The organism is Cellulophaga sp. BC115SP, assembly GCF_009905545.1.
GTDB classification, from domain to species: domain Bacteria; phylum Bacteroidota; class Bacteroidia; order Cytophagales; family Spirosomataceae; genus Flectobacillus; species Flectobacillus rivi.
This window is the reverse complement of sequence record NZ_JAAALB010000013.1, coordinates 31856-57263: the sequence shown is the minus strand read 5'-3', so window position 1 is coordinate 57263 and position 25408 is coordinate 31856. Positions and strand designations below refer to the sequence as shown.

The window sequence follows — 25408 nt, the reverse complement described above, 5'->3', positions numbered from 1 at the left end:
TTCTAAGGATTCCAATCCTTTATTACTCTAATAAAATTACCTCTAACGCTGTTTGCTCTTTAGTATAATAATTCTTTGCCGAACTATATCGCCAATCTTCGGGCTTATCTACCAAACCAGCTTTCACAGGATTTTGATGAATATAATCCTATGCTAGTGCTGGATTCCCATCCAGCACCTACCTTTTCTAAGGATTTCAATCCTTTATTACTCTAATAAAATTACCTCTAACGCTGTTTGCTCTTTAGTATAATAATTCTTTGCCGAACTATATCGCCAATCTTCGGGCTTATCCACCAAACCAGCTTTCACAGGATTTTGATGAATATAATCCAATTTTTGCATTATCACATCATAAGAATTTAGCCATATTGGATGATTATCATGTTGCCAAAACTGGTATTTCTCATTCCCTGCTGTTCGTCTACCAGACCACTCAAAAAGCCTTAACATCCATTTTTTTCTTGATTCAAACGGATTGTTTTCAATAGCGGCTATAATACGTTTTGCGGTAAACTGTTTTAATTCACGTAAAATTTTATCCATCGGTCTTCCTCTAGTTCCGATGATGGCATGAAAATGATTGGTCATCAAGCAATAGGCATAAATATCAAGGTCTTTTTCCTTAACACAGAAAGATAGGTTTTCTATGAGGATATTATTGTACTCCTCTCTTGTAAATACATCTACCCAATAAACTGTTGCAGTGCTGATAAAATATAGACTCGATTGGTCTATAAACTTGTATTTTCTAGACATAGAACTTCTTATTTTGTTGTAAAACTATTTTATAGGTTTTAGGATTAAAATCCTAAGAAAAAGTAGGTGCTGGATAGGAATCCAGCACCAGCGTAAGTATTCTCTGGACATAGAAATTTTTGATTTGCTGTAAAACTATTTTATGGGTTATAGGATAGAATCCTAAGAAAAAATAGGTACTGGATAGGAATCCAGCACCAGCACCTGCTTTATTTAGTTGGAAATCATATTCATTAATGTGCCTCTAGCCAGTTTTGACCAACACCCATACCTGTTTCCATTTTTACAGGAAAATATATGGCATGAATCATCAAGTCATTTACACGTTCTTTTAGTAAATCTAACTCATCGCGATGAGCATCGAATACTAATTCGTCATGCACTGTCAAAATCATACGAGAACGAAGTTTTTCTTTCTTGATAAAATCATTCACCTTAATCATTGCCACCTTAATCATATCTGCTGCCGAACCTTGAATTGGCGCATTAATAGCATTTCGTTCTGCAAAGCCTCTTTCGACCATATTTTGCGCATTGATATCTCGCAAATATCTTCTACGTCCAAGAATCGTTTCACAATAACCTGTATCCCTAGCCTTGATTATTGCTGAATCCATATATTGTTTTATGGCAGGAAACTCTCTCCAGTAACTATCAATAATTTCTTTGGCTTCGGTACGAGAAATCGCAATTTGTTGTGACAAACCAAAAGCCGATACGCCATAAATAATACCAAAATTTACGGTCTTAGCCTTTCGACGCATATCAGACGTTACCTCATCCAAGCTCACATTAAATACTTTTGCAGCCGTTGTTGCGTGAATATCTCTACCTTGATTAAAGGCTTCAATCATAGATTCATCTTGTGCAAAAGCCGCCATAATGCGTAACTCTATCTGAGAGTAATCGGCTGATAAAATCAAAAACTCTTCATTTCTAGGAATAAATGCTTTGCGAATCTCACGGCCACGAGGTGTGCGAATCGGAATATTCTGCAAATTTGGATTAGTACTTGACAAACGACCCGTAACCGCCACAGCCTGATTAAAAGAGGTATGAATACGACCTGTTGTTGGCGAAACTAATTGAGGCAAGGCATCGACATAAGTAGATTTTAGTTTTTGTAATTCTCTAAAATCTAGAATTTTTTTCGCAATCTCATGTTCAGATTCTAGTTTAGACAAAATCTCCTCCCCTGTCATATATTGACCTGTTTTGGTCTTTTTAGCCTTAGGGTCAAGCTTGAGTTTTTCAAAAAGAATTTCTCCTAATTGTTTCGGTGAACCAATATTAAATTCAACTCCTGCCAATTCGAAAATTCTATCTTGTACGATACGCATATCAGTTTCCAGTTCCTTGGACATATTGCCCAAAAACTCTGTATCGATGCGCACGCCTTCCATTTCAATATCAGCCAAAACTTGTGTTAAAGGCATTTCTACCTCTTCAAACAATTTAACAGCTCCTGCATTTTCAGCCAAAATCGGATGTAGTCTATCTTTGAGTTGCAAAGTAATATCGGCATCTTCTGCAGCATATTCTTTGATTTTTTCCAGTTCTACATCACGCATATTTCCCTGCTTCGCTCCTTTTTTACCAATAAGCTCTTCAATCGATACAGGGGTATAGTTCAAATAATCTTCTGCCAAAATATCCATATTGTGGCGTTTTTCTGGCTCGATTAGATAATGCGCTAACATGGTATCATACAATTTACCTTTTACAGTCAAACCATATCTTTGCAAAACCATCAAATCATATTTGATATTCTGGGCAATTTTTTCGATGCTCTCATTTTCCAAAACAGGACGAAATTCATCTACAATCGCTTGTGCCTGTGCTTGATCGGCTGGTACAGGGACATAAAATGCCTCGCCTTTACGGTAAGCAAATGCCAATCCCACCAATTCCGCCTCCACGGCATCAACGCTTGTTGTTTCTGTATCAAAACAAATAGCTTCTTGTAAACTCAAGAAGTGTACTAAATTTTGACGAAGCTCTGGGGTATCTACCGCATGATATTGGTGAATGGTAGAGAAGATATTTTGTTTAGATTCGAGCGTCGTTTCGGTGATAACAAGAGGTTTTTCAGAAACCAATCCTCCAAATAAATCCATTTGACCTGCGGCAGCAGCTTTTGAAGCTTTTGCAGAAACAGTATCCTCTTTAGCTACAGGTTCAGATTCCTCTCCTAACAAGCGTTTTCGCAAAGTTCTAAACTCTAATTCATCCAATAATGGAGAGAGTAAGTCTTTATTTACTTCTGAAAGTCTCAATGACTCCTCATGAAACTCGATAGGTACTTCACATAGAATCGTAGCTAACTCTTTTGACAATAAGCCTTGTTGAGCAAAGTTGACCACATTTTCCTTCTGCTTACCCTTTAATTTATCTGCATTAGCAATCAAGTTTTCTACACTTCCAAACTCGGCAATAAGCTTTTGCGCTGTTTTTTCACCAATACCCGGAATACCAGGGATATTATCTACAGCATCACCCATCAAACCTAAAATATCAATCACTTGAGATACACTTTCGATTCCCCATTTGTCACAAACCTCTTGTGGCCCAAGAATTTCGACACCCTTACCCATAAAGGCAGGTTTGTACATTTTGATGCGCTCCTCTACCAACTGACCGTAGTCTTTGTCGGGAGTCATCATATAAATTTCCATATCCTCATGTTCACGAACAGCCTTCTTGACCAATGTACCAATGACGTCATCAGCCTCATAGCCTTCCATCAATAAAATAGGAATGTTCATGGCTTCTAACAAGCGCTTTACATAAGGAATTGCAACAGTAATATCTTCAGGTTGCTCTTGACGTTGCGCCTTATATGCCTCAAACTGCACATGGCGAAACGTAGGCGTTGGCGTATCAAAGGCAACACCCAAGTGGGTAGGTTTTTCTTTGGCTAAAATTTCAAGTAAGGTATTAGCAAAACCAAAAACAGCACTAGTATTTAGTCCTTTTGAACTAATACGAGGTGTTTTTTGAAACGCAAAGTGAGCACGATAAATCAATGCCATTGCGTCGAGTAGGAATAATTTTTTCATAAAGTTGGGATTTCATGCACCTAAAATTACAGAATATCATGTGCATAAAATTAAATAGCTCAAATTCATTTTGAGATGATAATACAAATTTATGGAGGTAAATCATACTTTTGTCATTTTACTAATCAAAGTATGATTTAGCCTTAATGACCTACGCTTTTTCCTCCCAAATACAACATAAATTCACAATGGTCTCCACTGCTTTTTCCATATCCTGAACTGACACCCATTCGTGCTTCCCGTGAAAAGCGTGTTCGCCTGCAAAGATATTTGGGCATGGCAAGCCCATAAATGAAAGTCTAGAACCATCTGTACCACCACGGATACTCATTTGCTTGGCAGGAATACCTGCACGCTCAATAGCTTCTAGCGCATAAGCCGTTACATGAGGATATTGATCCAGAATCTCTTTCATATTGCGATATTGCTCATGCACCTCAAAAATAGCCTTCGAATTGGGATAGTTTCCCAACACTTTTTCCATGATGCTTTTCAAAAACGTCTCATGCTCGTGGAGTTTTTCCTCTGTAAAATCACGAATGATAAAACTAACAGATGCCTCTTCTACCGCGCCTGAAATGCCAACAGGATGAATAAAGCCTTCTTTGCCTTCGGTAGTCTCTGGAGAAAGAGTCTCTTTGGGCAGATTTGCCACAATTTCGGCTGCTATTTTCAAGGCACTTTCCATTTTACCCTTGGCAAAACCAGGGTGTTGACTCACACCTGTAATTTTAATGACAACACCATCAGCCGAGAATGTCTCATCTTCCAATGAACCTAATGTTTCGCCATCGATTGTATATCCAAAATCAGCACCTAGTTTTTCAAGATCTACCTTAGCTGTTCCTCTACCGATTTCTTCATCTGGCGTAAACAAGATTCTAACTTTTCCGTGTTGAATCTCAGGATGAGTCATTAAGTAATAGGCAGCATCCATAATTTCGGCAACACCTGCTTTGTTGTCGGCACCCAATAAAGTTTTGCCACTTGCGGTAATTATATCGTTACCAATTTGGGCAGGCAAATCAGGATGTTCGGCACAACGAATTACCTGAGAATGATCATCTGGCAAAACCAAATCCTGTCCTTGATAGTTATAATGAATAATAGGTTTTACCTCTTTCCCTGAACAATCTGGAGATGTGTCTACATGCGAACAGAAGCATATCACAGGCACTATTTTCTCAGAAGTAGCTGGTATTGTGGCATATACATAACCGTACTCGTCTAGTTCGGCGTCCGAGATACCCATCGCAAGAAGTTCGTCGACCAATACACGACTCAAATCTTTTTGTTTTTCGGTAGAAGGCTGTGCCGATGAATCTGGGTCTGATTGTGTATCTATTTGAACATAGCGTAAAAATCGCTCAGTTACGGTATTTTTATATGATTTAAGCATAATTTTGAGTAATGAGTATGGTATTTTGAACAAAAACTATAATAAAACCAATCAAAATAGTCTAATAAAAATCTAATATATTTATTGTATCAGATTGATTTATTTCATTATTTGAAGAATTTTTATGGTTAAAATTATTTATTAAACAAGTTTCAACAAAGGTAATGAAGGTTTCAAATTTCGTGATTATCTTGCAGAAACATTCTTGAGGGAAATATTATGAACAGCCATAGAATTGTACAATTTCTATATGTATCTAAATTTACCAAAGAATCCGACAATGATTGCCTTGCAAAAGGCAATTTTCAGTAAATTCGCTTCGTCAAAATAAAAACAAAATTTCAAAAGGTTAAGCCAAATAATATATAGGTTATGTCAGATTTTGCAGAACTATCATTAGGTGACAAACGCATTCAGTTACCTGTTATTACTGGAACTGAAGATGAAAAAGCAATTGATATTGCCAAGCTCCGTGATGAGACAGGTTATATTACAATTGACTCGGGTTACAAAAACACAGGTGCTACGAAAAGTGCGATTACATTCCTCGATGGTGAGTTAGGAATTCTCCGTTACAGAGGATATTCTATCGAAGAATTAGCTGAGAAAGCTTCATTCTTAGAAGTAGCTTACTTGTTGATCTACGGTGAGTTGCCTACTGCAGAACAATACGCAACATTCGAAAATGCAATCAAAATGCATACTATCGTTAACGAAGATATGCGTAAGATTTTTGAAGGCTTCCCTGTAAATGCTCACCCAATGGGCGTTTTATCGGCGATGGTTTGTGCTATGTCAGCTTTCTACACAGGCGATAAATCTGGTTCTGACGAGTTAAACATTATCCGTTTAATGGCTAAAATGCCGTCTATGGCGACTTGGTCATACAAAAAATCTCAAGGTCATCCTGTAAACTACCCTAACAACTCTTTGGATTACTGCTCAAACTTCTTAAACATGATGTTTGCTTTGCCAGTAGCTCCTTACCAAGTTGACCCAGTAGTTTCGGCGGCTTTAAATAAATTATTGATTCTTCATGCAGACCACGAACAAAACTGCTCTACTTCGACAGTTCGTTTGGTTGGCTCTTCTCATGCAAGTTTATATGCTTCAATCTCGGCAGGTATCAATGCGCTTTCTGGTCCATTACATGGTGGTGCAAACCAAGAAGTAATTGAAATGTTGGAAGCTATCAAAGCTGACGGTGGTGATACAGCTAAGTATATCGCAATGGCCAAAGATAAAAACTCTGGTTTCCGCTTAATGGGCTTTGGACACCGTGTTTACAAAAACTTTGACCCTCGTGCAAGAATCATCAAAAAAGCAGCAGACGATGTATTAGCAGCTTTGGGTATTAACGATCCAGTGTTGAAAATCGCTTCTGAATTAGAAGCTGCTGCATTGAGCGATGAATACTTTGTAGCTCGTAAATTATATCCAAACGTTGACTTCTATTCAGGTATCATTTACCGTGCATTAGGTATTCCTACTGATATGTTTACAGTAATGTTTGCTATTGGTCGTCTTCCAGGTTGGATCGCGCAATGGAAAGAAATGAAAGCAAATAAAGAACCTATTGGTCGTCCACGTCAAGTGTATGTTGGTGCTACTCCACGTGAGTATGTAGCAATGGACCAAAGATAATTTCTTACCAGACTATTTAACATGTAGAGATTCCTCGAAAGAGGAGTCTCTTTTTTTTGCCTCTAAAACAACGTAGCTCTAGGCTTTATACTACTTTTCAGGAGATACTTAAAATGAAAAAGACCTCTATTTTTTCATTTTTATTGAGAAAAAATTACTAAAAGCCAAGCCTCGATTAACGCTTTGCCTTCACCTTCCGTGCTTATTAATGCAACTAGCCTATTCTTATTTAACTTATTAATTTTCAGAAGTTCTATCTATTCTAAAAGGATTGAGAAAAATCATTTTTCACTTTTCCAAGAACAGCTATATACGTTATTCTTTTCATAAAACTTGTCTTATAACTTCCAAACCAAGGAATCAAACATGGAAAGCCTCTCCAATAAAAATTTGCTTTTTGCGTTATTTCTCGAAAGTTTATTCTGAAATAAAAAAAAATCCAAAAGCTAATTTTTTGATAGTCAGATATATATTTTTTTTCACTACCTTTGTAAGATGTTCTCCAGACATAGAGCATACTATTCATGTACAGATTTCCTACCCAAAGTGGTACTTCATTTATCTTTGGTTTAAGGTTTTTTGGTCTTTAAAAAGCCAATTTTTAGCCTCTTATACCAAATAAATTTAAACCCTAATTCTATGAGGATTATCAAGCATATAGTACTTTTTTGTGTTTTCTTCTGGCAACAGTTTTTGACAAAAGCACAAGTTGGCGAAAAATATTACGGACGAGCGTCCTATTATGCCGACAAATTCCACGGACGAATGACTTCCAGTGGAGAGTACTACAGCCGAGACGAATACACTTGCGCCCATCGCAATCTTCCTTTCAATACCATCTTAGAGGTAACCAACACCAGCAATAATAAAAAGGTGATTGTAAAAGTAAACGACCGAGGTCCTTTTGCTTACAGTCGTGTGTTAGACCTTTCTTTTGCCGCTGCTAAAGAACTAGAACTTCTTGCAAATGGTGAAGCCGAAATCCAAATGAAAATCCTTTCTATGGATAACCCTGCTTATATCTTACCAAGTTTTGAGCCTGGCGAGAAGGGTGAATTTAACAAAGAGTTCCGTCAGCATCTTCCTATAAAATTTGAAATGAAAGACGGAAGAATGGTACTGGATACCGCTTACAAAGCCCCTGTTAGCACCGTAGCTGCTCCCAATGTCATCGCGAGCAACCAGTCGGCCAATGCTGCTCATAAATACATAAGAGTTATCAAAGATATCAATGGTAATTACAAACTTGATTCTTCTGGTACTGCCGAAACGGCTCTTATTACTCCTCCCAAACAGCAACCTTTAGAAGTAAGTACAGCTGTTGTCAACGCTTCATCCAATTCAATCAACACTTCTGGTCATGACTACCTGAATGTGTACACTGATGAAGAAGGTCGTATTCGTGTTAGAAATAGCAAAAACGAATCGATTGGAAAAGCAAGCGCCAATGCAAAAGAATTGAAAAAGACCGATGCTACTACTCAGGTTGTTGCAACCGAAAACAAGCCCGCTGAAAAACCGAAGGAAGCTTCAAAAGATAATTCATCTAAACACTCCTATTTGCAAGTAGTAAAAGATGCTGATGGACGTGTTAGAGTAGAAACTAAAAGTTCTAACAACTAAGATTGGTTGTTTAGAGTTGACTATCCGTGTTAGAGCGATAAAAAAGCTAGTTTCTTCCGAGAGACTAGCTTTTTTATTAGATTTGTTATTGCACAATTTACTTTTCACAAATCTTACTTCATTAACATGATAAAACGCTTATCCATTATCCTGCTAGTGGTATCCAATAGCTTGTTTGCGCAAAATGGCAAAGATAAAGTTTTGGTTACAGACATGAATAAAATCAAATCCGTGGGGTCCGTCAACTTATCCCCTGATGGCAAAAAAGTGATCTATTCTATTCGTACCAATGAACCAAGCGAAGAAAACAAACTTGAGTTTGACTATCGCTCGCATATTTGGGTGTCCGATTTTCAGACTAGCAAACAGCTTACGCGTGGTCTAGAAAGCGTAGGCAGTGCCATTTGGTCGCCCGATGGAAAGCAGATTGCTTTTTCACGTGGTGTAAAAGGTAAATCGCAAATCTTTATTATGCCATTAGATGGCGGTGAAGCTTTTCAGTTGACTGATCTCAAACAAGGTGCTTCCAATCCATCATGGTCTCCAGATGGTTCTAAAATTCTCTTCTCTGTAGGTACAACAGTAAATGAGATGTTGAGAGATACCTTATTGAATCCCTCAAAAGCATTACCTTCTTGGTCATTTGAAAAAGCTGGCTTTAAGGATAACACCTTTCTTAAAGCTGACAAAAAAGTAAAACCAAATCCAGATGGCTCATTAGCAGAAATTAGAGCTTATTTAGACAAAGATGTTGAAGATAAAAAAGCTAAAGTTTTCAGTCGTTTAAATTTCCAAGGAGAGGCCAATACCGATCCAGAAATACGTTTCAATCTACTTTTTGTCATAGAGGTAAAAGAAGGAGCCAAAGCCAAACAAATTACGCATGGCTACTGGTCGTACAACGGAGCTACATGGTCGGCAGATGGCAAAAAAATCTTTGCTTCTTGTGGTAGAGATACGACATTGCACCCAGACAGAGAACAAAATTCTGCTATCGTAAGCATGAATGTCGATGGTAGTGATTTGAAATATATTGTTGCCAAAAAAGGGGTTAGTTACAGCAATCCTACTCCATCGCCAGATGGTAAATTGATTGCCTTTACACAATCAGAAGTGAGTTGGTTAGGCTTCAATCAGCTATTAATTGCCAATGCAGATGGAAGTAATATTACGCCTATCGTGTTTGATAGAGCGTCTGGAAATTTGGAATGGACAGATGATTCAAAAGCTTTGTATCTGACAGCTCCCTCAAATGGTGGAACTCCAATTTACAAATTAGATATTGCGAGCAAAAAAGTTGAAAAACTAACAGATTTCAATACTGGCATTACGGCATTCGATATTGCTAAAGATAAAATTGCCTTTGCTAAAACTGAAGTTAAAAATCCATCAGAGCTATACGTTGCGGACTTATCGGTAAAAAATCCAGTAAAAATTACGTCATTAAATGATGACTGGCTTAGTGCAAAAGCTATTAGTTTTCCAGAAAAGCGTACTTATAAAAACTCAAAAGGCTTAATCGTAGAATATTGGATTATGAAGCCTGCCAATATGGAAAATGGGAAAAAGTATCCATTGTTACTCAATATGCACGGAGGCCCAACTGCGATGTGGGGACCTGGCGAAAGTTCGATGTGGCATGAGTTCCAATATTTTTGCTCGCAAGGTTATGGCGTTGTATATGCCAACCCTAGAGGTTCGGGTGGATATGGAAAAGATTTTCAATTTGCGAACTATCAAGATTGGGGTACGGGTCCCGCAGAAGATGTACTCGCAGCAGCTTCGGATGCTGCCAAAGAAGCATGGGTTGATACCTCGAAGCAAGTACTGACAGGAGGTTCTTATGCAGGTTATCTTACCGCTTGGATTGTAGGACACGACAATCGTTTTAAAGCTGCCTTTGCACAACGTGGCGTATATGACCTCACAACCTTTATGGGTGAAGGAAATGCTTGGAGATTGGTACCAAACTACTTTGGAGGATATCCTTGGGAGGAGAAGATCAAACCAATTTTGGAAAGAGAATCCCCATATACTTACATCGACAAAATCAAAACGCCATTGTTAATCAAACATGGTGAAAATGATTTAAGAACAGGGGTAATTCAAAGTGAAATGATGTTCAAATCTATGAAAATCATGGGTAAAGAAGTAGAGTATGTACGTATGCCAGGTGGCACACATGAGTTATCTAGAAGTGGAAATATTCGTCAGCGAATAGACCGCATGTTGCGTATTTACGAGTTTTTTGAGAGATATGTTGGAAAAAAATAACAGCAATGCATTTCGATAGCGAAAGCCAGCTTGACATTTTCAGGCTGGCTTTTACTTTAATCTACTTTTTACTATTTACCTGTAATTTTTTCTTTTTCCAAGAAACTATAAATCAAACATTTAGACAGTATAGAGGTAAGTCCTGAAAATTATCTAACTTTGGATTTTAGAACTACTCCTTTACAAACATGAAAGCAAAATATCTTAATCCATTTACGGACTTCGGGTTCAAAAAAATCTTTGGTGAAGAAGCCAGTAAGCCACAACTTATTGACTTCCTAAACTCCCTTTTGCCTGAAAGAGACCAAATCGTAGAACTCACCTTCAAAAACAATGAACAATTAGGCTTTACGCCTTATGACCGAAAAGCCATTTATGACATTTATTGTGAAAATCAAAATGGTGAAAAGTTTATCGTAGAATTACAAAAAGCCAAACAGAATTATTTCAGAGAAAGAACTATTTATTACTCGACTTTCCCGATTCGGGAGCAAGCCGAAAAAGGTATTTGGAATTACAATCTCAAAGCGGTGTACTGCATTGGCGTGCTGGATTTCACCTTTGATGATTATGAATCTGAACCTGAAAAGTCAGAGGTTGTACATACCATCAATCTCAAAAATCAGCATGGAAAGGTATTTTATGATAAGTTGACCTACATCTATCTTGAAATGCCCAATTTCAAAAAAGAAGAACATGAATTGGCTACCAGACTAGATAAGTGGTTGTATTTTATCAAAAACTTGGAAGACTTTCAGAACATTCCAGAGTTGTTCAAAGACGAAGTGTTTACTCATGCTTTTCAGATAGCTGAACTAGCCAAAATGGATAGGGAGGATTGGGAAAGATACGAATACAGTCTCAAAGTATTCAGAGATAACAAAGCCACATACGACTATGCCGTGGAAACTGCCCGAGAAGAAGGACTCCTAGAAGGTATGATGGTAGGCAAACAAGCAGGCAGAGAAGAAGGAAAACAAGAAGGGAAACTAGAAGGAAAATTAGAAGGAAAAAAGGAAGAGCAACGAAATATTGCTCGACAAGCTAAGATGATGGGACTTGATACTTCTAGCATTCAACAATTAACAGGACTTTCTTTAGAGGAAATTGATAACTTATAAAATTTAGACATGAAGCATTTCCAATTTTAGTATTAGGGTTAGTCTCCAATTTTTCATCAAAAAAGCGGTCGGAAAATATTTTCCGACCGCTTTTTTGATACTATCATGCTAGATATGACTCGGCTCTAGACGAAATCATTGCACCTCTACTGCAAGAATACAAATTTTAACATAATTACTCCTTCATTCAATCACTAAATTAGAGGTGACTGATGCTTGTTTTTTACCCTTACTTGTTATTTACAGTATATGTCTTTTTATGAACACCAACACCTTTTATCGTAAGCGATTTCCATTGCTTAGGGAGCCTAATGGGCTTTATCTGTTCAACTCCGTTTTCCTCTATTTCTAACCCTCCAAAGCCATTGATAATAGTTTGTAAAAAGCCTCCAGCACCAGTGGCAAAATAGGGATTATCACCTCCAGCCGTTTCTGCCAAGACTTTAAAAGGAGGCACTTCATTGGGTTGATAACTCTTTACCATTAGCTCATGTGCTTTTTCGGCTTCCCCTAAACGTGCATATAAAATGGATAATATAGCCCAAGACATAGCAGGTCCATCAGGAGACATTTTTGCCTCATAGTAGTGTAAATCCCGCTTAATATCCTCTGGTGTGCTCACCTGATGCATTGGATACGACAACAAATTTACATCTGCTTGTTTGATGATTTCGCCCTTATAGGTAGCGTGTTCCATGGTCACACCATTGGCATCTTTCAGAATTACTAGATTTTTCATCACCTCTTCCCACATAGGATTAGCATCGAAATGTAACTCATCGGCTGCATCTATAGCAAACTCAAGCACTTCTTTTGCCATTCCATTGGTATAAGCATTATCATCTACATTTTCTGCCCATTCATCAGCACAAACCACATTGATGATATGGTATTTGTTGTCTGCTCCTTTTTCGGCTCTACTTACCCAAAAATCTGCTACCTCCTTTAACATGGGATATCCACGAGTTTTGAGCCATTCTTTATCTTTGGTTACTTGATAGTATTTCCAAAATGCCCAGCCAACATCTGCTGTGATATGATGCTGAAAAGGACCTGTTAAAGCCCAAACTGGGGTAGATTCTTGACCTTTATCGTCCGACTCCCACGGAAACATCACGCCTTTATAGCCATGCACTTTAGCATTGTTGCGAGCAGCCTCCATCCGTTGAAAACGGTATTCTAACAATGACTTGGCCATCTCAGGGTGCAATAACAATATCGGAGGAAACATCCATACCTCTGTATCCCAAAATACATGACCATTATACCCCAAACCTGATAAACCCATAGGAGACAAACTATAGGCTTGTCCTTCGCGGCAAAACGAATACAAATGATACAAGGCAAAATGTGCTGCCCGTTGCGCTTCATCATCCCCTTCGATCTGAATATCTGATTGCCAAAGCTCATCCCAAGCCGCCTTATGTCGGGCTAATAAACGATCATGCTTTTCGAGGGCTGCATAAATAGTCAGACGCTCTGCTTCATTCAGTGGATCTACGTTTTGTTCTGTCGAAATGGTAGAACCTACAACGCTAAAACGGTAAGTTTGACCTGCTTCAAGTTTTTTAGTAAACTTCAATCGGTGCAAACCATAATCCCATTCTTCGTGAATTACCTTCGGCTCAGTCCCTCTTGGCTCTTCAAAAATAAAAGAGTTAGAGGCAGCTAAAGTATGCTTCCCCGTTGGAGATTTAGCGACCGAAGTCAACAATGGAATTTGAGCGTGAGGACGGTCTATTAAATGAAAAGTATTCTTGACATCTCGTAAAATATCTGGTGCTGACATCAAGCTGTAGGGCGTTATTTCACAAGTTTTCTGGGCAGTAATCTCAATATCAATCATCATAGAATGTGGCAAATGGCGTAATGCCATCATCGATGATTTTACACTTACTTTTCCTTGATAATCAAAACTTGTAGAAAAAATGGCATTTCTCATATCAAGGGATTGTTGATATGAAGAAATATCATTTTTAGTAACCTTTTTTCCATCTACCTCTAAATCCATATTCGCAAAATCAAACGTTTTGAGAATATTCGACACTCGTCCACGACCGTAAGTATCAAACGCTCCATTTAACACCACGTCTTTTACACGAAGAGGCTCTGGTGACGACACTATACCAATCATTCCGTTGGCAACGGTCACACCATAATAACCTTTTGAGTCAATTTTATCGGCTTTCACTATCCAAGGGTCTTGCGCCATCAGCTTCACGCTTGCCAGACAAAGACTCAATACAAAAGCAAGTTTTTTCATAATTTTAATAGATTGTTTATAAAATGGATAATACCTTCCCTAGGATACTCCTAATGCCACGCCTACATGATAGACCTCTGTAAAAGTATTATACAAAGGAACAGGCGACAGCCTGATTACGTTAGGTTCACGCCAGTCACCAATAATTTGGTTTTCTACTAATCGATTGAAAAGCTCTTTTCCATTTTTTTCCGCTAAAATAGAAATCTGACAGCCATTTTTTTGAGTATCTACAGGGGTAATGATTTTTAGAATGTGATTATTTTGCTCATTAAATTTTTCCAGAATAAACCGTAAAAAGCCTGTTAATTGAATACTTTTAGCCCGTAAAGCTTGTATGCCAGCAGCGTCAGTTATTTCTAAGGCTGCCCGATGGCAGGCCATAGCTAAAATGGTTGGTGTACTCAGTTGCCAGCCATCTGCGCCTTTCATGGGCACAAACCCTTTTTCCATCTTAAAACGTGTAGCTTGGTCATATCCCCACCAACCCGCTAATCTTGGCAAATTAGAGGTATGATGTTTTTCGTGAATAAACACCCCTGATACGCCTCCCATTCCAGAATTAAGGTATTTGTAGGAACACCAAACTGCGAAATCAATGCCCCATTCATGTAGTTGAAGCGGGATATTGCCCACACAGTGTGCCAAATCAAAACCTACAACGATTCCATACGAATGAGCAGTTTGTGTAATCAGAGGCATATCTAATACTTGCCCATTGTAATAATTGATTCCGCCGAGCATCACCATTGCTAAGCTGTCCTTATTTTCATGAATCAATTGAAGAATATCTTCTGTGTAAAAAATATGTTCATTTTCTCTTGGAAAAACTTCAAGAATTGCTGTTTGGGGATCGATACCTCTTGTTTGGAGATGCGTTTCTAAAGCATATTGATCAGAAGGAAAAGCTCCTGCTTCAGTCAAGATTTTGAAGCGTGTAGAAGTTGGCTGATAAAAAGTCGTCAGCATCAAATGTAGATTTACCGTAAGGTTATTCATCACTGTAACCTCTGAAGGCATAGCTCCTACTATTTTAGACAAAGGTGCTTTAAGGTGCTGTAAATAATTAATCCAATTGTCATCACCCGTAAACCAGCCTTCTACGGCAAGATTACGCCATTTTTCGAGTTCTTGATCTAGATAAACGGAAGTATTTTTAGGCTGAAGCCCCAATGAATTACCACAAAAGTAAATTTGTTCCTGACCCTTGTGGATAGGAATATGAAATTGAGAACGAAAATCTTTTAGTACATCTTCTGCATCAAGTTGTTCTGCGAATTGTTGTTGGTTGAAGTATTCCATTTTGTTGATGATTCCTGATAATGTCTTAGTTCATCAAATTTAATCATTCCTGAGAAAACTTGTTTATTACTATACACTGGGAATCCCAAAATCAAATACTTTATCCGCCCGATTACTTGATAATGAATATACGAGAGCGTAGTTTGTTTTACAATCGAATCTTGCTGCCACTGCAATCCTGCGATAAGTCCCTTTAACTTTGAAACAACATAAACACTAGAGTCCTGAGCTTGAAGTCGGGGCATGAAAGAAAGTTCTACTTGACAAAGTGGATCAACAGAATAAGTACGATTGACGGAATGAGCCGAAAGGGTCGAGTTATTATTTGTGGGTGTGTTAATCGTAGAAATAGTAAAACATATAAAAACAATTGTTAAGGTGAATAATAAGTGCAGGGTAGTTTTCTTGGTTGGAAATATCCTTTGTATAAGTAAAAACAAAAAAACTATGGTATAAATATTAAGTAGGATGATTAGTAAATGAATGACAATATTCATTGTGGTATAGATTTCTGGTGTCTAAACGATACAGTTAAACAAAACGTTGGTAGACAAGTATTAGGGCTCTCCCCTACAAACAAACGAAAGAACGAAAATTGATTTTATGACAATAGTGTGTTATACAAACGTATTTTATTTTTTAGACGAATTAGCTTTGCGCTGAGGTACCATATCGAGCAATCCAACTACACGTTTGATACTAATAAATCTTCTACGATAATAGTCAGACTCCAGATAATCATAGCGCACACCACCGTTCCAAGCTGAATGTATAAACTTGATATAGGTATCACCAACTTCAGTAATAATGCCAACGTGACCTATACGGCTACTCCCTGAATTATGTCCTTTAAAAAAGATTAAATCGCCTGGAAGAGCTTCTGCTTTTGCTATTTCATCTCCAATTAAAGATTGTGCTGCACTGCCGTGGGGAAGCATCATGCCAAAGTTGCGAAAACAATAACGGACAAAGCCAGAACAGTCGAATCCGCTTGTAGAACTTCCTCCCGAACGATACCTAAAATGTAGGTGATCATGAGCAAAACCGAGAAGATTGTTGACAATCGACAAGGGATGATAACTAGACCTTGTTTCGGTAGTATCTTTCCGAATTTGTTGTGCTTTGGAGGCGATACCAGAAGTAATGAGAATGCAGGTTAGAAATATTTTTTTTAGCATAATATTAAGGCTTCTAAAAGGTAACTCTTTGCAAATTAGTACAAAATCTTCATAATTAAAAGATTCTGTACTAATTGCAACGTATTTTTTCGTCCTTTAATTATACTTTTTTTCAGAAAAAATATTTTTTAGTCGTTTATCACTAATGAACATGATTCATTTTATATGGCAATTTATTGCCTTTTTCCATGATAGATACTGTACCTTACCATACATAAGTAGCCACCGTTCCTGCAGGAAGAGTCTGCTGGATTTTCTTGTTTTGATGACTAATCATAAAAGTTGAAGGTTTGTTACTTTCATTTAAAACAATCAGAACAATACGCCCTTCTGCTGTTTTAAATGCAATATTTTGTAATCCCATAGTTGTATTTGAGGCAATTCTTTGAGCATTGGGACGGACAAATTTTGAAGCATGCGCTACAATATAATAGGCTGGATTACGCTTAATCTCGTTTTTATCAATCGTCAGAGCTCCCAAACATTCTGTACAACCTCCTTCTGTATGTGGATTTTGCTGTGGGTCGGCTGCGAGATTCCATTCCAATACCGTTTTGCACCAGTTACGCGGCGCTCCAATGATTAAGGTCTTAGTGTGCCAAGCCAAATCTCCTGCAAAATTCCCAGGCGCTCCAATCCATTGTTCTGTAAAATAAAGATTCTTGTCTGGATGAGCTTCGTGTACTTGTCTAATACTTTCTACGCTTCCTCCATACAAGTGAAAAGCTGAACCGTCGACATACTGGCGTACTTCTGGATCATTTAAGATAGCAATTGGATAATCTGGTCTGTCGGCGTTGTGGTCATACAACCAGATTTTAGTAGTAATTTTTGCTGATTTCAACGCTTTACCTAAACTTTGTTTGATAAAGGCTCCTTGTTCTTCAGGTTGCATCAACAAACTTGGATTATTGCCTGGATGCAATGGCTCGTTCTGGATGGTGATAGCATCAATATTGACACCTTCTTTTTTCATACTTTGAATATATTTGACCAAGTATAAAGCGTAGGCATCATAATATTTTGGCAAAAGGCTTCCTCCTTTCGAGTTACCATTGGTCTTCATCCACACGGGCGGTGTCCAAGGTGACCCTAAAATTTTAATAGCAGGATTAATTGCCAAAATCTCTCTTAGAACAGGAATTAGAGCCTTTTTTTCCTCTGTCAAATCAAACTTTTGAATCTTTTCATCAGTTTGACCTGTCGGCAAATCATTGTAGGTAAATACGTGATCGCTCAAATCCGAAGCACCGATACTAACGCGTAGATAGCTAATACCAATATTTTTACCATCGAAAGCAAACAGTTCTTTTAAAAGTGCCTTACGCTTGTCGGCATCCATTTGCCATAACAAAGTTGCACTTCCCCCTGTCAAGGTAAATCCAAACCCATCCATAGATTGAAACTTCTGTTTTTCATCTACAAAAATCGTAGGAAGTGTACTTGATTGGGGACTGAACGTAAAGGTTTCCGCTTGTTTCTCAAACAGTTTTGATTGATCTGCATGAGTCAGCCATACCTCGGCAGTTCGTGGTCCTTGGGCATGAGTTACTTGCCAGCTTACTAGCGTGGCCAGTAACATTGTTGAGATTGTTTTTTTCATAAAATAATTTTAAATGAAGGGAGATGTATTAGTTATGAATGATGAGTTTTGAATGATGAATTGCGAATGTAAATTTTCGCCCTCGTTGGAGTTTTATCCAACGAGAGGAGCGTCAGCAACTAGCCACAGTTAAATAACAAGGATAGTGCCTTTGTTGCTTACGCAAGTTTGTTGGAGAAAAAACTCCAACAAAGGCGGTAGAGAAAATTCCAGCAAATCTGCAATCCAATATCCGAAATCCGAAATTGTCACTCTCTATTTCTATTCAAAGCTTTCTTCCACTTTGAATTTATTCCATTGTTTTTTAGCAAAATCTAAAAAGCCCTTTGGTGCTGTGGTAAAACTTTTGTCGACCGTAAACTTACCGCCCTCTTTCACCATTTTGACATAAGTTTCGCCACGGAGAATATATTTGTTTTTTTGTTCATAGACCAATAGTTTCAATGCAGCTGGACTCACATCACCACGGCAAGCTGTTTTGTACAAAAATGATACTTCTCCTTTTTGGTTTGCATCAAGGTCAGTTACTTGTAGCGATTTAGGAATAAATGTAGCAGCAACATCCAATGGGCATTCGTCTATGCCATCTTTCAATTCCCAAACAAGTTGGTATTTATCCCCTTGTTTGTTATACTGATATGCATGCACTTTAGCAGTTTGGGCATCTCCAGAAGGTGTATCTACCCCAGTAACCTGTTTTCTTTCAACGCTCAGAAAAACAATATTTTCGCCCGTCTGATCTTGCCACTTAATAGCATCTGATACTTTGCCTTTTACGGAAATACCAGTAGGGACTTTTTTGTCGAAAGGAAGTGTTTTGACTTGTGCTTTAGCGCCAATGGCGAAGCAGAGAAGAAGGATAGCTTTTTTCATTTTCTAGTGAAATGGTTCGGATGGGTTTTAGGGGTCAGGCAAAAAGGCATTAGGCAAGAGTGTGATTGGTCATATTTTGAAAACTTTTCATTACTAGTGCCTAATGCCTCTTTGCCTATCCCCTTTTAGTTGATTTTCTTATACTCTCTCAACAACCCAATTGTTTTATCAATGGGTAACGCTTGAATCGTTCCGTTTTTACCTTTAAGGGTTTTGGCAGCAAAAAGTGAATTGAGAATAGCCTCCTCTGTGGCTTCAATGGTAGCCAAAAATAAAGGCGAAATCTCGTCATTTCGTAGTTCTTGTACGGTTTGCAATTTTTCTTTAGAATCGTGAGCGACACGTAGGCCTTCTGCATTGGATATAGCAATGACATAATCACCACTTCCATTGGAAGCAATACCGCCCGTTTTGGCTAATCCCATCATGGCTCTTTTAGCGATTCGTTCGAGGTTTCTGGACGTAACTGGTGCATCAGTAATCACTACAATCATACAAGAACCATCAGCAGGGTCATTTAGCTGGTTATTGAGAAAATATTGGTTCAACGCCACGCCTACGGGCACTCCATCGATTTGCAATACACCTCCAAAATTGGTTTGTACCAGCACACCAACGGTATATCCTCCCGATGCTTTGGGCAATACTCTTGAGGCTGTACCAATACCGCCCTTAAAACCAAAACAAACCGTTCCTGTTCCAGCACCTACATTTCCTTCAGTCACCGCACCATTTTTGGCATTCTCAATTGCCTTTAGTACATGTTGCTTTTTGACATGACGCCCCACTATATCATTGAGATAGCTATCGTTGGTTTCTCCAACAATTGCATTGACAGAACGTAGATTTTGATTTTCTTTTTGGGATACTGAATAGTCAATGATGGCATCAGCAGCAGTGGCAATCGACAAGGTGTTGGTCAGGATGATAGGCGTTTCTATATTGCCAAGTTCTTTCACTTGAGATATTCCCATGAGTTTTCCAAAGCCATTGCCTATGTATATTGCTGCTGGCACTTTACTTTGAAAAAGATTCCCTTCGGCAGGAATAATGGCTGTTACTCCTGTATTAATGGTATCGCCCTGCTGAATAGTGGTATGACCTACCTTCACGCCCTTGACATCAGTGATGGCATTAAGCGTTCCTGTTTTCATGACGCCGATTTTGACGCCATAATCACGTAGTCTTTTTTGTGCCGGTAAATTCAATGCCATCGACACAAAAATCAAAAAGAGGTAAGTTTGTTTCATGAGTGTAAAAAGCAAATTGAATATAAAGTTTGAAGACAATTAGGAATTATAACCTTTCAACATTTTTACAAAATCATCTTCATACTTTTTCAAAGCTTTCAATAGCTCTTGTAATTCTTTGTGTTCGGGTGTGCCTGGTTTTGCACCGAAAATCTCGTCTGCGCGGTCTGAAGCTTTTTCGTATTCGCCTTCATTGTTGATAGTGATCATGTTACAAATGTTTTATTGTTTGATAAAATAAAGTTACTGAGATTTTTTTGTGAGTTATATTTTACCTTGAAAAACTCTAGAAAAAAGGAGTTTCAGTTTTAAAAAACAAACCAGAATTGTTTACCAAGGTATTTCAACAAAAACGCCTAGCAAGCGAACTTACTAGGCGTTTTTATATTTTGAAAAAGAATCTTTTACAATTGTTCAAAAACTCTCTCCATCGAAACGGCAAAGCCAATTTTTTCACGAAGATCAGCAATCGCTACACGCTCCTGCTCCATGCTATCACGGTGACGAATCGTAACGGTATTATCTTCCATTGTTTGGTAATCCACAGCAATACAGAAAGGTGTTCCTGCCAAGTCTTGGCGAGTATAACGCTTACCAATCGCTCCACCGTCATCATAAGTTACGTTGAATGAACGCTTCAATGAGTGGTAAATATCTTGTGCTTTTTCTGCTAAACCGTCTTTTTTCACCAATGGCAACACAGCTGCCTTAATTGGAGCGACAGATGGGTGGAACTTCAAGTATGTTCTTTCTTTCGCTGCTTCTCCCTCGCCTACTACCTCGTTAGTATAAGCATTACAAAGTACTGCTAAGAACAAACGGTCGGCTCCTACTGACGTTTCTACTACGTAAGGAATATAATTTCCGTAAGGTTTACCATTTTCGTCCAAGTCTGCATCGAAGTATTGTTGTTTTTTCTTCGAAAGTCCTTGGTGCGATTTTAAGTCAAAATCTGTACGAGAGTGAATACCTTCCATTTCTTTGAAACCGAATGGGAATTCATACTCAATATCCACAGCGGCATTGGCATAGTGAGCCAATTTCTCGTGGTCGTGGTAACGTAATTTTTCTGCTGGCAAACCAATAGCTTTGTGGAATTTCAAGCGAGTTTCTTTCCAAGCATTGTACCATTGCATTTCGGTACCAGGGCGACAGAAAAATTGCATTTCCATTTGTTCAAATTCACGCATACGGAAGATGAAGTTACGAGCTACAATCTCGTTACGGAAAGCCTTACCAATTTGGGCAATACCAAATGGCACTTTCATACGACCTGATTTTTGTACGTTCAAGAAGTTTACAAAGATACCCTGAGCCGTTTCTGGACGAAGATAAATCAATGAAGCATCTTCAGAAACTGCACCTACTTGTGTAGAGAACATCAAGTTGAACTGACGAACTTCGGTCCAGTTGCCTGTACCTGAAATAGGACATTTAATTTCTTCATCCAAAATCAGTTGACGTAAGCCAGACATATCGTCGTCGGTCATGGCTTTTGCCATAGCTTCTAATAAAGCTTTACCTTTTTCTGGAGTACCTGCTTTTTCGTATTCTTCAGCGCGACCTTCCAACAATTGGTCGGCACGGTAGCGTTTTTTCGAATCTTTGTTATCAATCATTGGGTCGTTGAAAGAGTCAACGTGCCCAGAAGCTTTCCAAGTGAGAGGGTGCATAAAGATGGAAGCATCAATACCTACTACGTTGTCGTTCAACATAGTCATCGCTTTCCACCACAAAGTTTTAAGGTTGTTTTTTAACTCAACACCATTTTGACCGTAGTCATATACGGCTTGTAGACCGTCATAAATCTCAGAAGAAGGAAACACAAAGCCATATTCTTTGGCATGTGAAATAATGTCTTTTAATGCAGATGCCGTATCTTGTTTCTGTTCAGCCATTGTTTTTTCGGTTTCAAAAATCAATCATCGACGTCCAACCTCAGCCTTGTAAATTGAGAGGTTTACGTTCGGTCTGTAAAGTTATCCCTTTTCTTGCTGACTTTTGTAATAATTCATTAACTTGCTTCCGCTGAACCCTAAATTTTTTCTCAAAATGACCTTTCGTTATTTCAAAATCTTCGTTTTCCTATTCGGATTAACGCCAAATCTTTTTGCTCAAACCAATCCTTTCGCTGGACAGTGGATTAATGAAAAGTACTACAATACACTCATGAAAACCAAATCGCCCATGAAAGCTTTCTCTAGTTATTTTCAGAGTAATATTGTTTTTAGCAAACAACTTAAAGGCGGGCAGTTTCTGGGTTGGAACTTCCATGAAGGCGAAGAAACAGTATTAAAACCTGTTGGTAATGGCTATGAATTATGGCGCACCGAACCTAAAGAAAAAATCGGAGCGATAAGCATTATTGATGCAGACAAGAAAATCAAAGTTGGTAAAGAAACCTTTGTCAAAATTAAGTCGACCGACCCAACGATGTGTTTGGAGGAAATCTTATTTGAGGGCAACTATGAATTAAATGGTAAACCAGTCAAGTTTAATGCAAATGGCACAGTAACGGGGCTACCTAATATCAAATACTTTTTCCCGAAATGTGATTTTATTGAAAAAATCCTACCGTTTGACCTCATTGTTCTCAACAAAGTCAAAGACGCTATGACTGGTCAATCTTACATTTATGAGTTTAAAGACGACTCTTTGATTATCTATAATATCGACTGTCAACAGCAAGACCCAGATACCAAAGATTGTATGAAAGGACGCAAAGGAAAAGAAAAATATGTATTAAAAAAGCTTTCTAACTAACCAGTTGTTAGTTCATATCGCCCATATACAAATCGAAATAGACCTGTTACAAACCATAGTTTGTTTGTATGAAAGTTCTTTCTGAATATTTGTGAGTGTGTAATCTCCGACGTTTTATAAACTTTCGCTTGAGGTTCTCATCAAATAACAATTAGTGGTTAGGTAATCTTATTAATAGGCTTCTCCCGATAGAGATGCCTATTATTGTTTTTAGGTCATAATAAAGTCGTAGCAAAAATCTAAGGCAGGTTATATTCTTTACTCCTACGTTAAGACAATAGCTCAAAAGCACCCGCAAAGTGATTCGGAAAAGTATTTTGTGTATCTTTGCGAAAAATTAACACTGGCCACCATGCCTCAGACAAAATTCCTTATTCTTCGCTTTTCATCTATTGGTGATATTGTATTGACAACTCCCGTAATTCGCTGTATCAAGCAACAATATCCTGATGCTCAAGTACATTTTGCGACAAAAAAAAGCTATCAGTCTTTACTGAACAACAATCCGTATGTGGATAAAACCCACGTGTTGGAGGGCTCATTATCGACTTTTGTAGATGAACTAAAAGCTGAACAATTTGATTATGTCATCGACCTTCACAACAATTTGCGAACCCGAATTATTAAGTTTAGGTTGGGGGTAAAAGCCTTTAGTTTTGACAAACTCAATTTCAGAAAATGGATTTTAGTTAAGTTTAAAAAAAATCTGATGCCTCATGTGCATATCGTAGAGCGCTATTTGGCTACTACCGCAACGCTTGGCATTAAGAATGACAACAAAGGCTTAGATTATTTTATTCCTGAAAAAGACCAATTACCAACGGATTGGCTTCCAGAAGAATATCGTAAAGGATTTGTGGTTTATGCCATTGGCGGACAACATGCAACGAAAAAACTTCCTGTAAAAAAGATCATTGAAGTATGCCAAGAGGTATCGCATCCGATTATTCTGATTGGTGGACCAGAGGATAAAACAGAAGCTGAACAGGTGGTGAAAGTACTTAAAGGAAAGGTTATTCTGAATACTTGTGGCAATTGTAATCTCAATCAATCAGCCTCATTGATTCAACAATCGCTTTGGGTAATTAGCCACGATACAGGCATGATGCACGTAGCGGCTGCCTTAAAAAAGAAAGTGGTATCGATTTGGGGAAATACAGTTCCTGAATTTGGGATGTATCCTTATCAAACACCATTTGTAGCTATCGAAAATAAGGAAATCGGATGTAGACCATGCTCTAAAATTGGGTTTGAAAAGTGCCCACTGGGGCATTTCAAATGCGTCAACGATTTGAATTTTAAAGATTTAGAACAGAATTTATTTAAAACAAATTAAATATCATGAAAAAAGTAAATATTGGCCTAGTACAAATGTCTTGTTCGGTTGATGTGGCTAGCAATATGCAAAAGGCTATTGCGGGTATTCGTGAAGCAGCCGCTAAAGGCGCTCAAATTGTTTGTCTTCAAGAGTTATTTACTTCATTATATTTCTGTGATGTTGAAGACCACGAAAACTTCAAATTAGCAGAGGCTATTCCAGGCCCATCGACAGATACCTTATCGGCTGTTGCCAAAGAATTGGGCGTTGTCATTATCGCTTCATTATTTGAGAAAAGAGCCGCTGGATTATATCATAACACTACGGCAGTTTTGGATGCTGACGGAACGTATTTAGGAAAATATCGTAAAATGCACATTCCAGACGATCCGGGGTATTATGAGAAATTCTATTTTACGCCAGGCGATTTGGGATACAAAGTATTCGATACCAAATTTGCTAAAATTGGTATCCTAATTTGCTGGGATCAGTGGTACCCTGAAGCCTCTCGCATTACGGCTTTGATGGGTGCCGAAGTGTTGTTTTATCCAACCGCTATTGGTTGGGATACCAACGAAACCGATCCCAATACCAACCGTGAGCAATACAATGCTTGGCAGACGATTCAGCGCTCGCATGCTGTAGCCAATGGCGTACACGTAGTATCAGTCAACCGTGTAGGTCGCGAAGCTGATCAACAGTTTTGGGGTGGAAGTTTTGTGGCAAATCCGTTTGGTTCATTGCTATATCTTGGGTCACACGAAAACGAAGAAGTTCATGTTCAAGAAATAGATTTAGCTAAAACAGAATACTACAGAAGCACATGGCCATATTTGCGTGACCGTCGTATTGATAGCTATGACCCTATTTTGAAGAGATATATTGATTAGAAAGCTTTCGGCTGTCAGCTATGGGCACTCGGTAGAATATTTCTATGGTTTCATAAAAAGCATATTCAAATTTTTAGCCTATTGCCTAG

19 protein-coding genes are annotated in these 25408 nt (G+C 38.3%); 7 read left to right on the top strand and 12 right to left on the bottom strand.

Features of this window, described 5'->3' with window-relative positions:
• Window positions 1-207: 207 nt before the first annotated feature.
• The 3 genes from GVN22_RS12005 to pepT all read right to left on the bottom strand — a co-directional run bounded on the left by GVN22_RS12005 (window position 208) and on the right by pepT (window position 5217).
• Window positions 208-759: a transposase gene (locus GVN22_RS12005; RefSeq protein ID WP_166551270.1), complete on the bottom strand. Its 552-nt coding sequence runs from the start codon at window positions 757-759 to the stop codon at window positions 208-210.
• 233 nt (window positions 760-992) lie between these two features.
• Window positions 993-3818: a DNA polymerase I gene (polA, locus tag GVN22_RS12000; protein WP_166551269.1), complete on the bottom strand. Its 2826-nt coding sequence runs from the start codon at window positions 3816-3818 to the stop codon at window positions 993-995.
• 151 nt (window positions 3819-3969) lie between these two features.
• Window positions 3970-5217, bottom strand: a complete 1248-nt coding sequence (pepT, locus tag GVN22_RS11995; RefSeq protein WP_166551268.1) for a peptidase T — start codon at window positions 5215-5217, stop codon at window positions 3970-3972.
• A 372-nt stretch (window positions 5218-5589) separates the two neighbouring features.
• Here pepT and GVN22_RS11990 point away from each other — a divergent pair, with 372 nt between their 5' ends.
• The 4 genes from GVN22_RS11990 (at window position 5590) to GVN22_RS11975 (ending at window position 11879) form a co-directional block, all read left to right on the top strand.
• Complete coding sequence (locus GVN22_RS11990; RefSeq protein ID WP_166551267.1) at window positions 5590-6861, top strand: citrate synthase; 1272 nt, start codon at window positions 5590-5592, stop codon at window positions 6859-6861.
• Between the two features lie 639 nt (window positions 6862-7500).
• Entirely contained in the window at window positions 7501-8484 is a 984-nt protein-coding gene (locus GVN22_RS11985; protein ID WP_166551266.1) for a septal ring lytic transglycosylase RlpA family protein, read from the top strand.
• Window positions 8485-8610: 126 nt separating this feature from the next.
• Window positions 8611-10758 carry a S9 family peptidase gene (locus GVN22_RS11980; protein ID WP_166551265.1) on the top strand — a complete coding sequence of 716 codons (2148 nt, stop codon included), beginning with the start codon at window positions 8611-8613 and terminating at the stop codon, window positions 10756-10758.
• Window positions 10759-10946: 188 nt separating this feature from the next.
• On the top strand, window positions 10947-11879 hold the full coding sequence (locus GVN22_RS11975; protein WP_166551264.1) for an Rpn family recombination-promoting nuclease/putative transposase: 933 nt from the start codon (window positions 10947-10949) through the stop codon (window positions 11877-11879).
• Window positions 11880-12108: 229 nt separating this feature from the next.
• Here GVN22_RS11975 and GVN22_RS11970 read toward each other — a convergent pair whose 3' ends face one another.
• The 9 genes from GVN22_RS11970 to GVN22_RS11930 form a co-directional block, all read right to left on the bottom strand.
• Window positions 12109-14142 carry a glycoside hydrolase family 65 protein gene (locus GVN22_RS11970; RefSeq protein WP_166551263.1) on the bottom strand — a complete coding sequence of 678 codons (2034 nt, stop codon included), beginning with the start codon at window positions 14140-14142 and terminating at the stop codon, window positions 12109-12111.
• Between the two features lie 39 nt (window positions 14143-14181).
• Window positions 14182-15444, bottom strand: a complete 1263-nt coding sequence (kynU, locus tag GVN22_RS11965; protein WP_166551262.1) for a kynureninase — start codon at window positions 15442-15444, stop codon at window positions 14182-14184.
• On the bottom strand, window positions 15387-15689 hold the full coding sequence (locus tag GVN22_RS11960; RefSeq protein WP_166551261.1) for a hypothetical protein: 303 nt from the start codon (window positions 15687-15689) through the stop codon (window positions 15387-15389). Before GVN22_RS11960 ends, kynU begins: the two co-directional genes overlap by 58 nt.
• Before the next feature lie 387 nt (window positions 15690-16076).
• On the bottom strand, window positions 16077-16622 hold the full coding sequence (locus tag GVN22_RS11955; RefSeq protein ID WP_166551260.1) for a C40 family peptidase: 546 nt from the start codon (window positions 16620-16622) through the stop codon (window positions 16077-16079).
• A 205-nt stretch (window positions 16623-16827) separates the two neighbouring features.
• Window positions 16828-18225, bottom strand: coding sequence for a glycoside hydrolase family 30 beta sandwich domain-containing protein (locus tag GVN22_RS11950; protein ID WP_166551259.1), 1398 nt, complete (start codon window positions 18223-18225; stop codon window positions 16828-16830).
• Between the two features lie 261 nt (window positions 18226-18486).
• Entirely contained in the window at window positions 18487-19098 is a 612-nt protein-coding gene (locus GVN22_RS11945; protein ID WP_166551258.1) for a M949_RS01915 family surface polysaccharide biosynthesis protein, read from the bottom strand.
• Window positions 19099-19223: 125 nt separating this feature from the next.
• Complete coding sequence (locus tag GVN22_RS11940) at window positions 19224-20348, bottom strand: P1 family peptidase (RefSeq protein ID WP_166551257.1); 1125 nt, start codon at window positions 20346-20348, stop codon at window positions 19224-19226.
• A 39-nt stretch (window positions 20349-20387) separates the two neighbouring features.
• Entirely contained in the window at window positions 20388-20558 is a 171-nt protein-coding gene (locus GVN22_RS11935) for a hypothetical protein (protein WP_166551236.1), read from the bottom strand.
• A 194-nt stretch (window positions 20559-20752) separates the two neighbouring features.
• Entirely contained in the window at window positions 20753-22246 is a 1494-nt protein-coding gene (locus tag GVN22_RS11930; RefSeq protein WP_095160904.1) for a glycine--tRNA ligase, read from the bottom strand.
• Between the two features lie 154 nt (window positions 22247-22400).
• Between GVN22_RS11930 and GVN22_RS11925 the strand changes: the two genes are divergently transcribed.
• From GVN22_RS11925 to GVN22_RS11915, 3 genes are all read left to right on the top strand, one after another.
• A complete protein-coding gene (locus GVN22_RS11925; RefSeq protein WP_166551256.1) occupies window positions 22401-23111 on the top strand; it encodes a hypothetical protein in 711 nt (236 codons plus the stop codon).
• Window positions 23112-23463: 352 nt separating this feature from the next.
• Window positions 23464-24447, top strand: a complete 984-nt coding sequence (locus GVN22_RS11920; RefSeq protein ID WP_166551255.1) for a glycosyltransferase family 9 protein — start codon at window positions 23464-23466, stop codon at window positions 24445-24447.
• Between the two features lie 5 nt (window positions 24448-24452).
• Complete coding sequence (locus GVN22_RS11915) at window positions 24453-25319, top strand: carbon-nitrogen hydrolase (protein WP_205690871.1); 867 nt, start codon at window positions 24453-24455, stop codon at window positions 25317-25319.
• Window positions 25320-25408 lie beyond the last annotated feature (89 nt).

What these genes read in the sequence shown, in the direction of transcription:
- pepT (WP_166551268.1), bottom strand. Translation starts at nt 5,217, where the DNA reads ATGCTTAAATCATATAAAAATACCGTAACTGAGCGATTTTTACGCTAT.
- GVN22_RS11975 (WP_166551264.1), top strand. Translation starts at nt 10,947, where the DNA reads ATGAAAGCAAAATATCTTAATCCATTTACGGACTTCGGGTTCAAAAAA.
- GVN22_RS11915 (WP_205690871.1), top strand. Translation starts at nt 24,453, where the DNA reads ATGAAAAAAGTAAATATTGGCCTAGTACAAATGTCTTGTTCGGTTGAT.
- GVN22_RS11960 (WP_166551261.1), bottom strand. Translation starts at nt 15,689, where the DNA reads ATGCCCCGACTTCAAGCTCAGGACTCTAGTGTTTATGTTGTTTCAAAG.
- GVN22_RS11930 (WP_095160904.1), bottom strand. Translation starts at nt 22,246, where the DNA reads ATGGCTGAACAGAAACAAGATACGGCATCTGCATTAAAAGACATTATT.
- GVN22_RS11955 (WP_166551260.1), bottom strand. Translation starts at nt 16,622, where the DNA reads ATGCTAAAAAAAATATTTCTAACCTGCATTCTCATTACTTCTGGTATC.
- GVN22_RS11925 (WP_166551256.1), top strand. Translation starts at nt 22,401, where the DNA reads ATGACCTTTCGTTATTTCAAAATCTTCGTTTTCCTATTCGGATTAACG.
- GVN22_RS11945 (WP_166551258.1), bottom strand. Translation starts at nt 19,098, where the DNA reads ATGAAAAAAGCTATCCTTCTTCTCTGCTTCGCCATTGGCGCTAAAGCA.
- GVN22_RS11940 (WP_166551257.1), bottom strand. Translation starts at nt 20,348, where the DNA reads ATGAAACAAACTTACCTCTTTTTGATTTTTGTGTCGATGGCATTGAAT.
- GVN22_RS11970 (WP_166551263.1), bottom strand. Translation starts at nt 14,142, where the DNA reads ATGAAAAAACTTGCTTTTGTATTGAGTCTTTGTCTGGCAAGCGTGAAG.
- GVN22_RS11990 (WP_166551267.1), top strand. Translation starts at nt 5,590, where the DNA reads ATGTCAGATTTTGCAGAACTATCATTAGGTGACAAACGCATTCAGTTA.
- GVN22_RS11920 (WP_166551255.1), top strand. Translation starts at nt 23,464, where the DNA reads ATGCCTCAGACAAAATTCCTTATTCTTCGCTTTTCATCTATTGGTGAT.
- polA (WP_166551269.1), bottom strand. Translation starts at nt 3,818, where the DNA reads ATGAAAAAATTATTCCTACTCGACGCAATGGCATTGATTTATCGTGCT.
- GVN22_RS11950 (WP_166551259.1), bottom strand. Translation starts at nt 18,225, where the DNA reads ATGAAAAAAACAATCTCAACAATGTTACTGGCCACGCTAGTAAGCTGG.
- kynU (WP_166551262.1), bottom strand. Translation starts at nt 15,444, where the DNA reads ATGGAATACTTCAACCAACAACAATTCGCAGAACAACTTGATGCAGAA.
- GVN22_RS12005 (WP_166551270.1), bottom strand. Translation starts at nt 759, where the DNA reads ATGTCTAGAAAATACAAGTTTATAGACCAATCGAGTCTATATTTTATC.
- GVN22_RS11980 (WP_166551265.1), top strand. Translation starts at nt 8,611, where the DNA reads ATGATAAAACGCTTATCCATTATCCTGCTAGTGGTATCCAATAGCTTG.
- GVN22_RS11985 (WP_166551266.1), top strand. Translation starts at nt 7,501, where the DNA reads ATGAGGATTATCAAGCATATAGTACTTTTTTGTGTTTTCTTCTGGCAA.
- GVN22_RS11935 (WP_166551236.1), bottom strand. Translation starts at nt 20,558, where the DNA reads ATGATCACTATCAACAATGAAGGCGAATACGAAAAAGCTTCAGACCGC.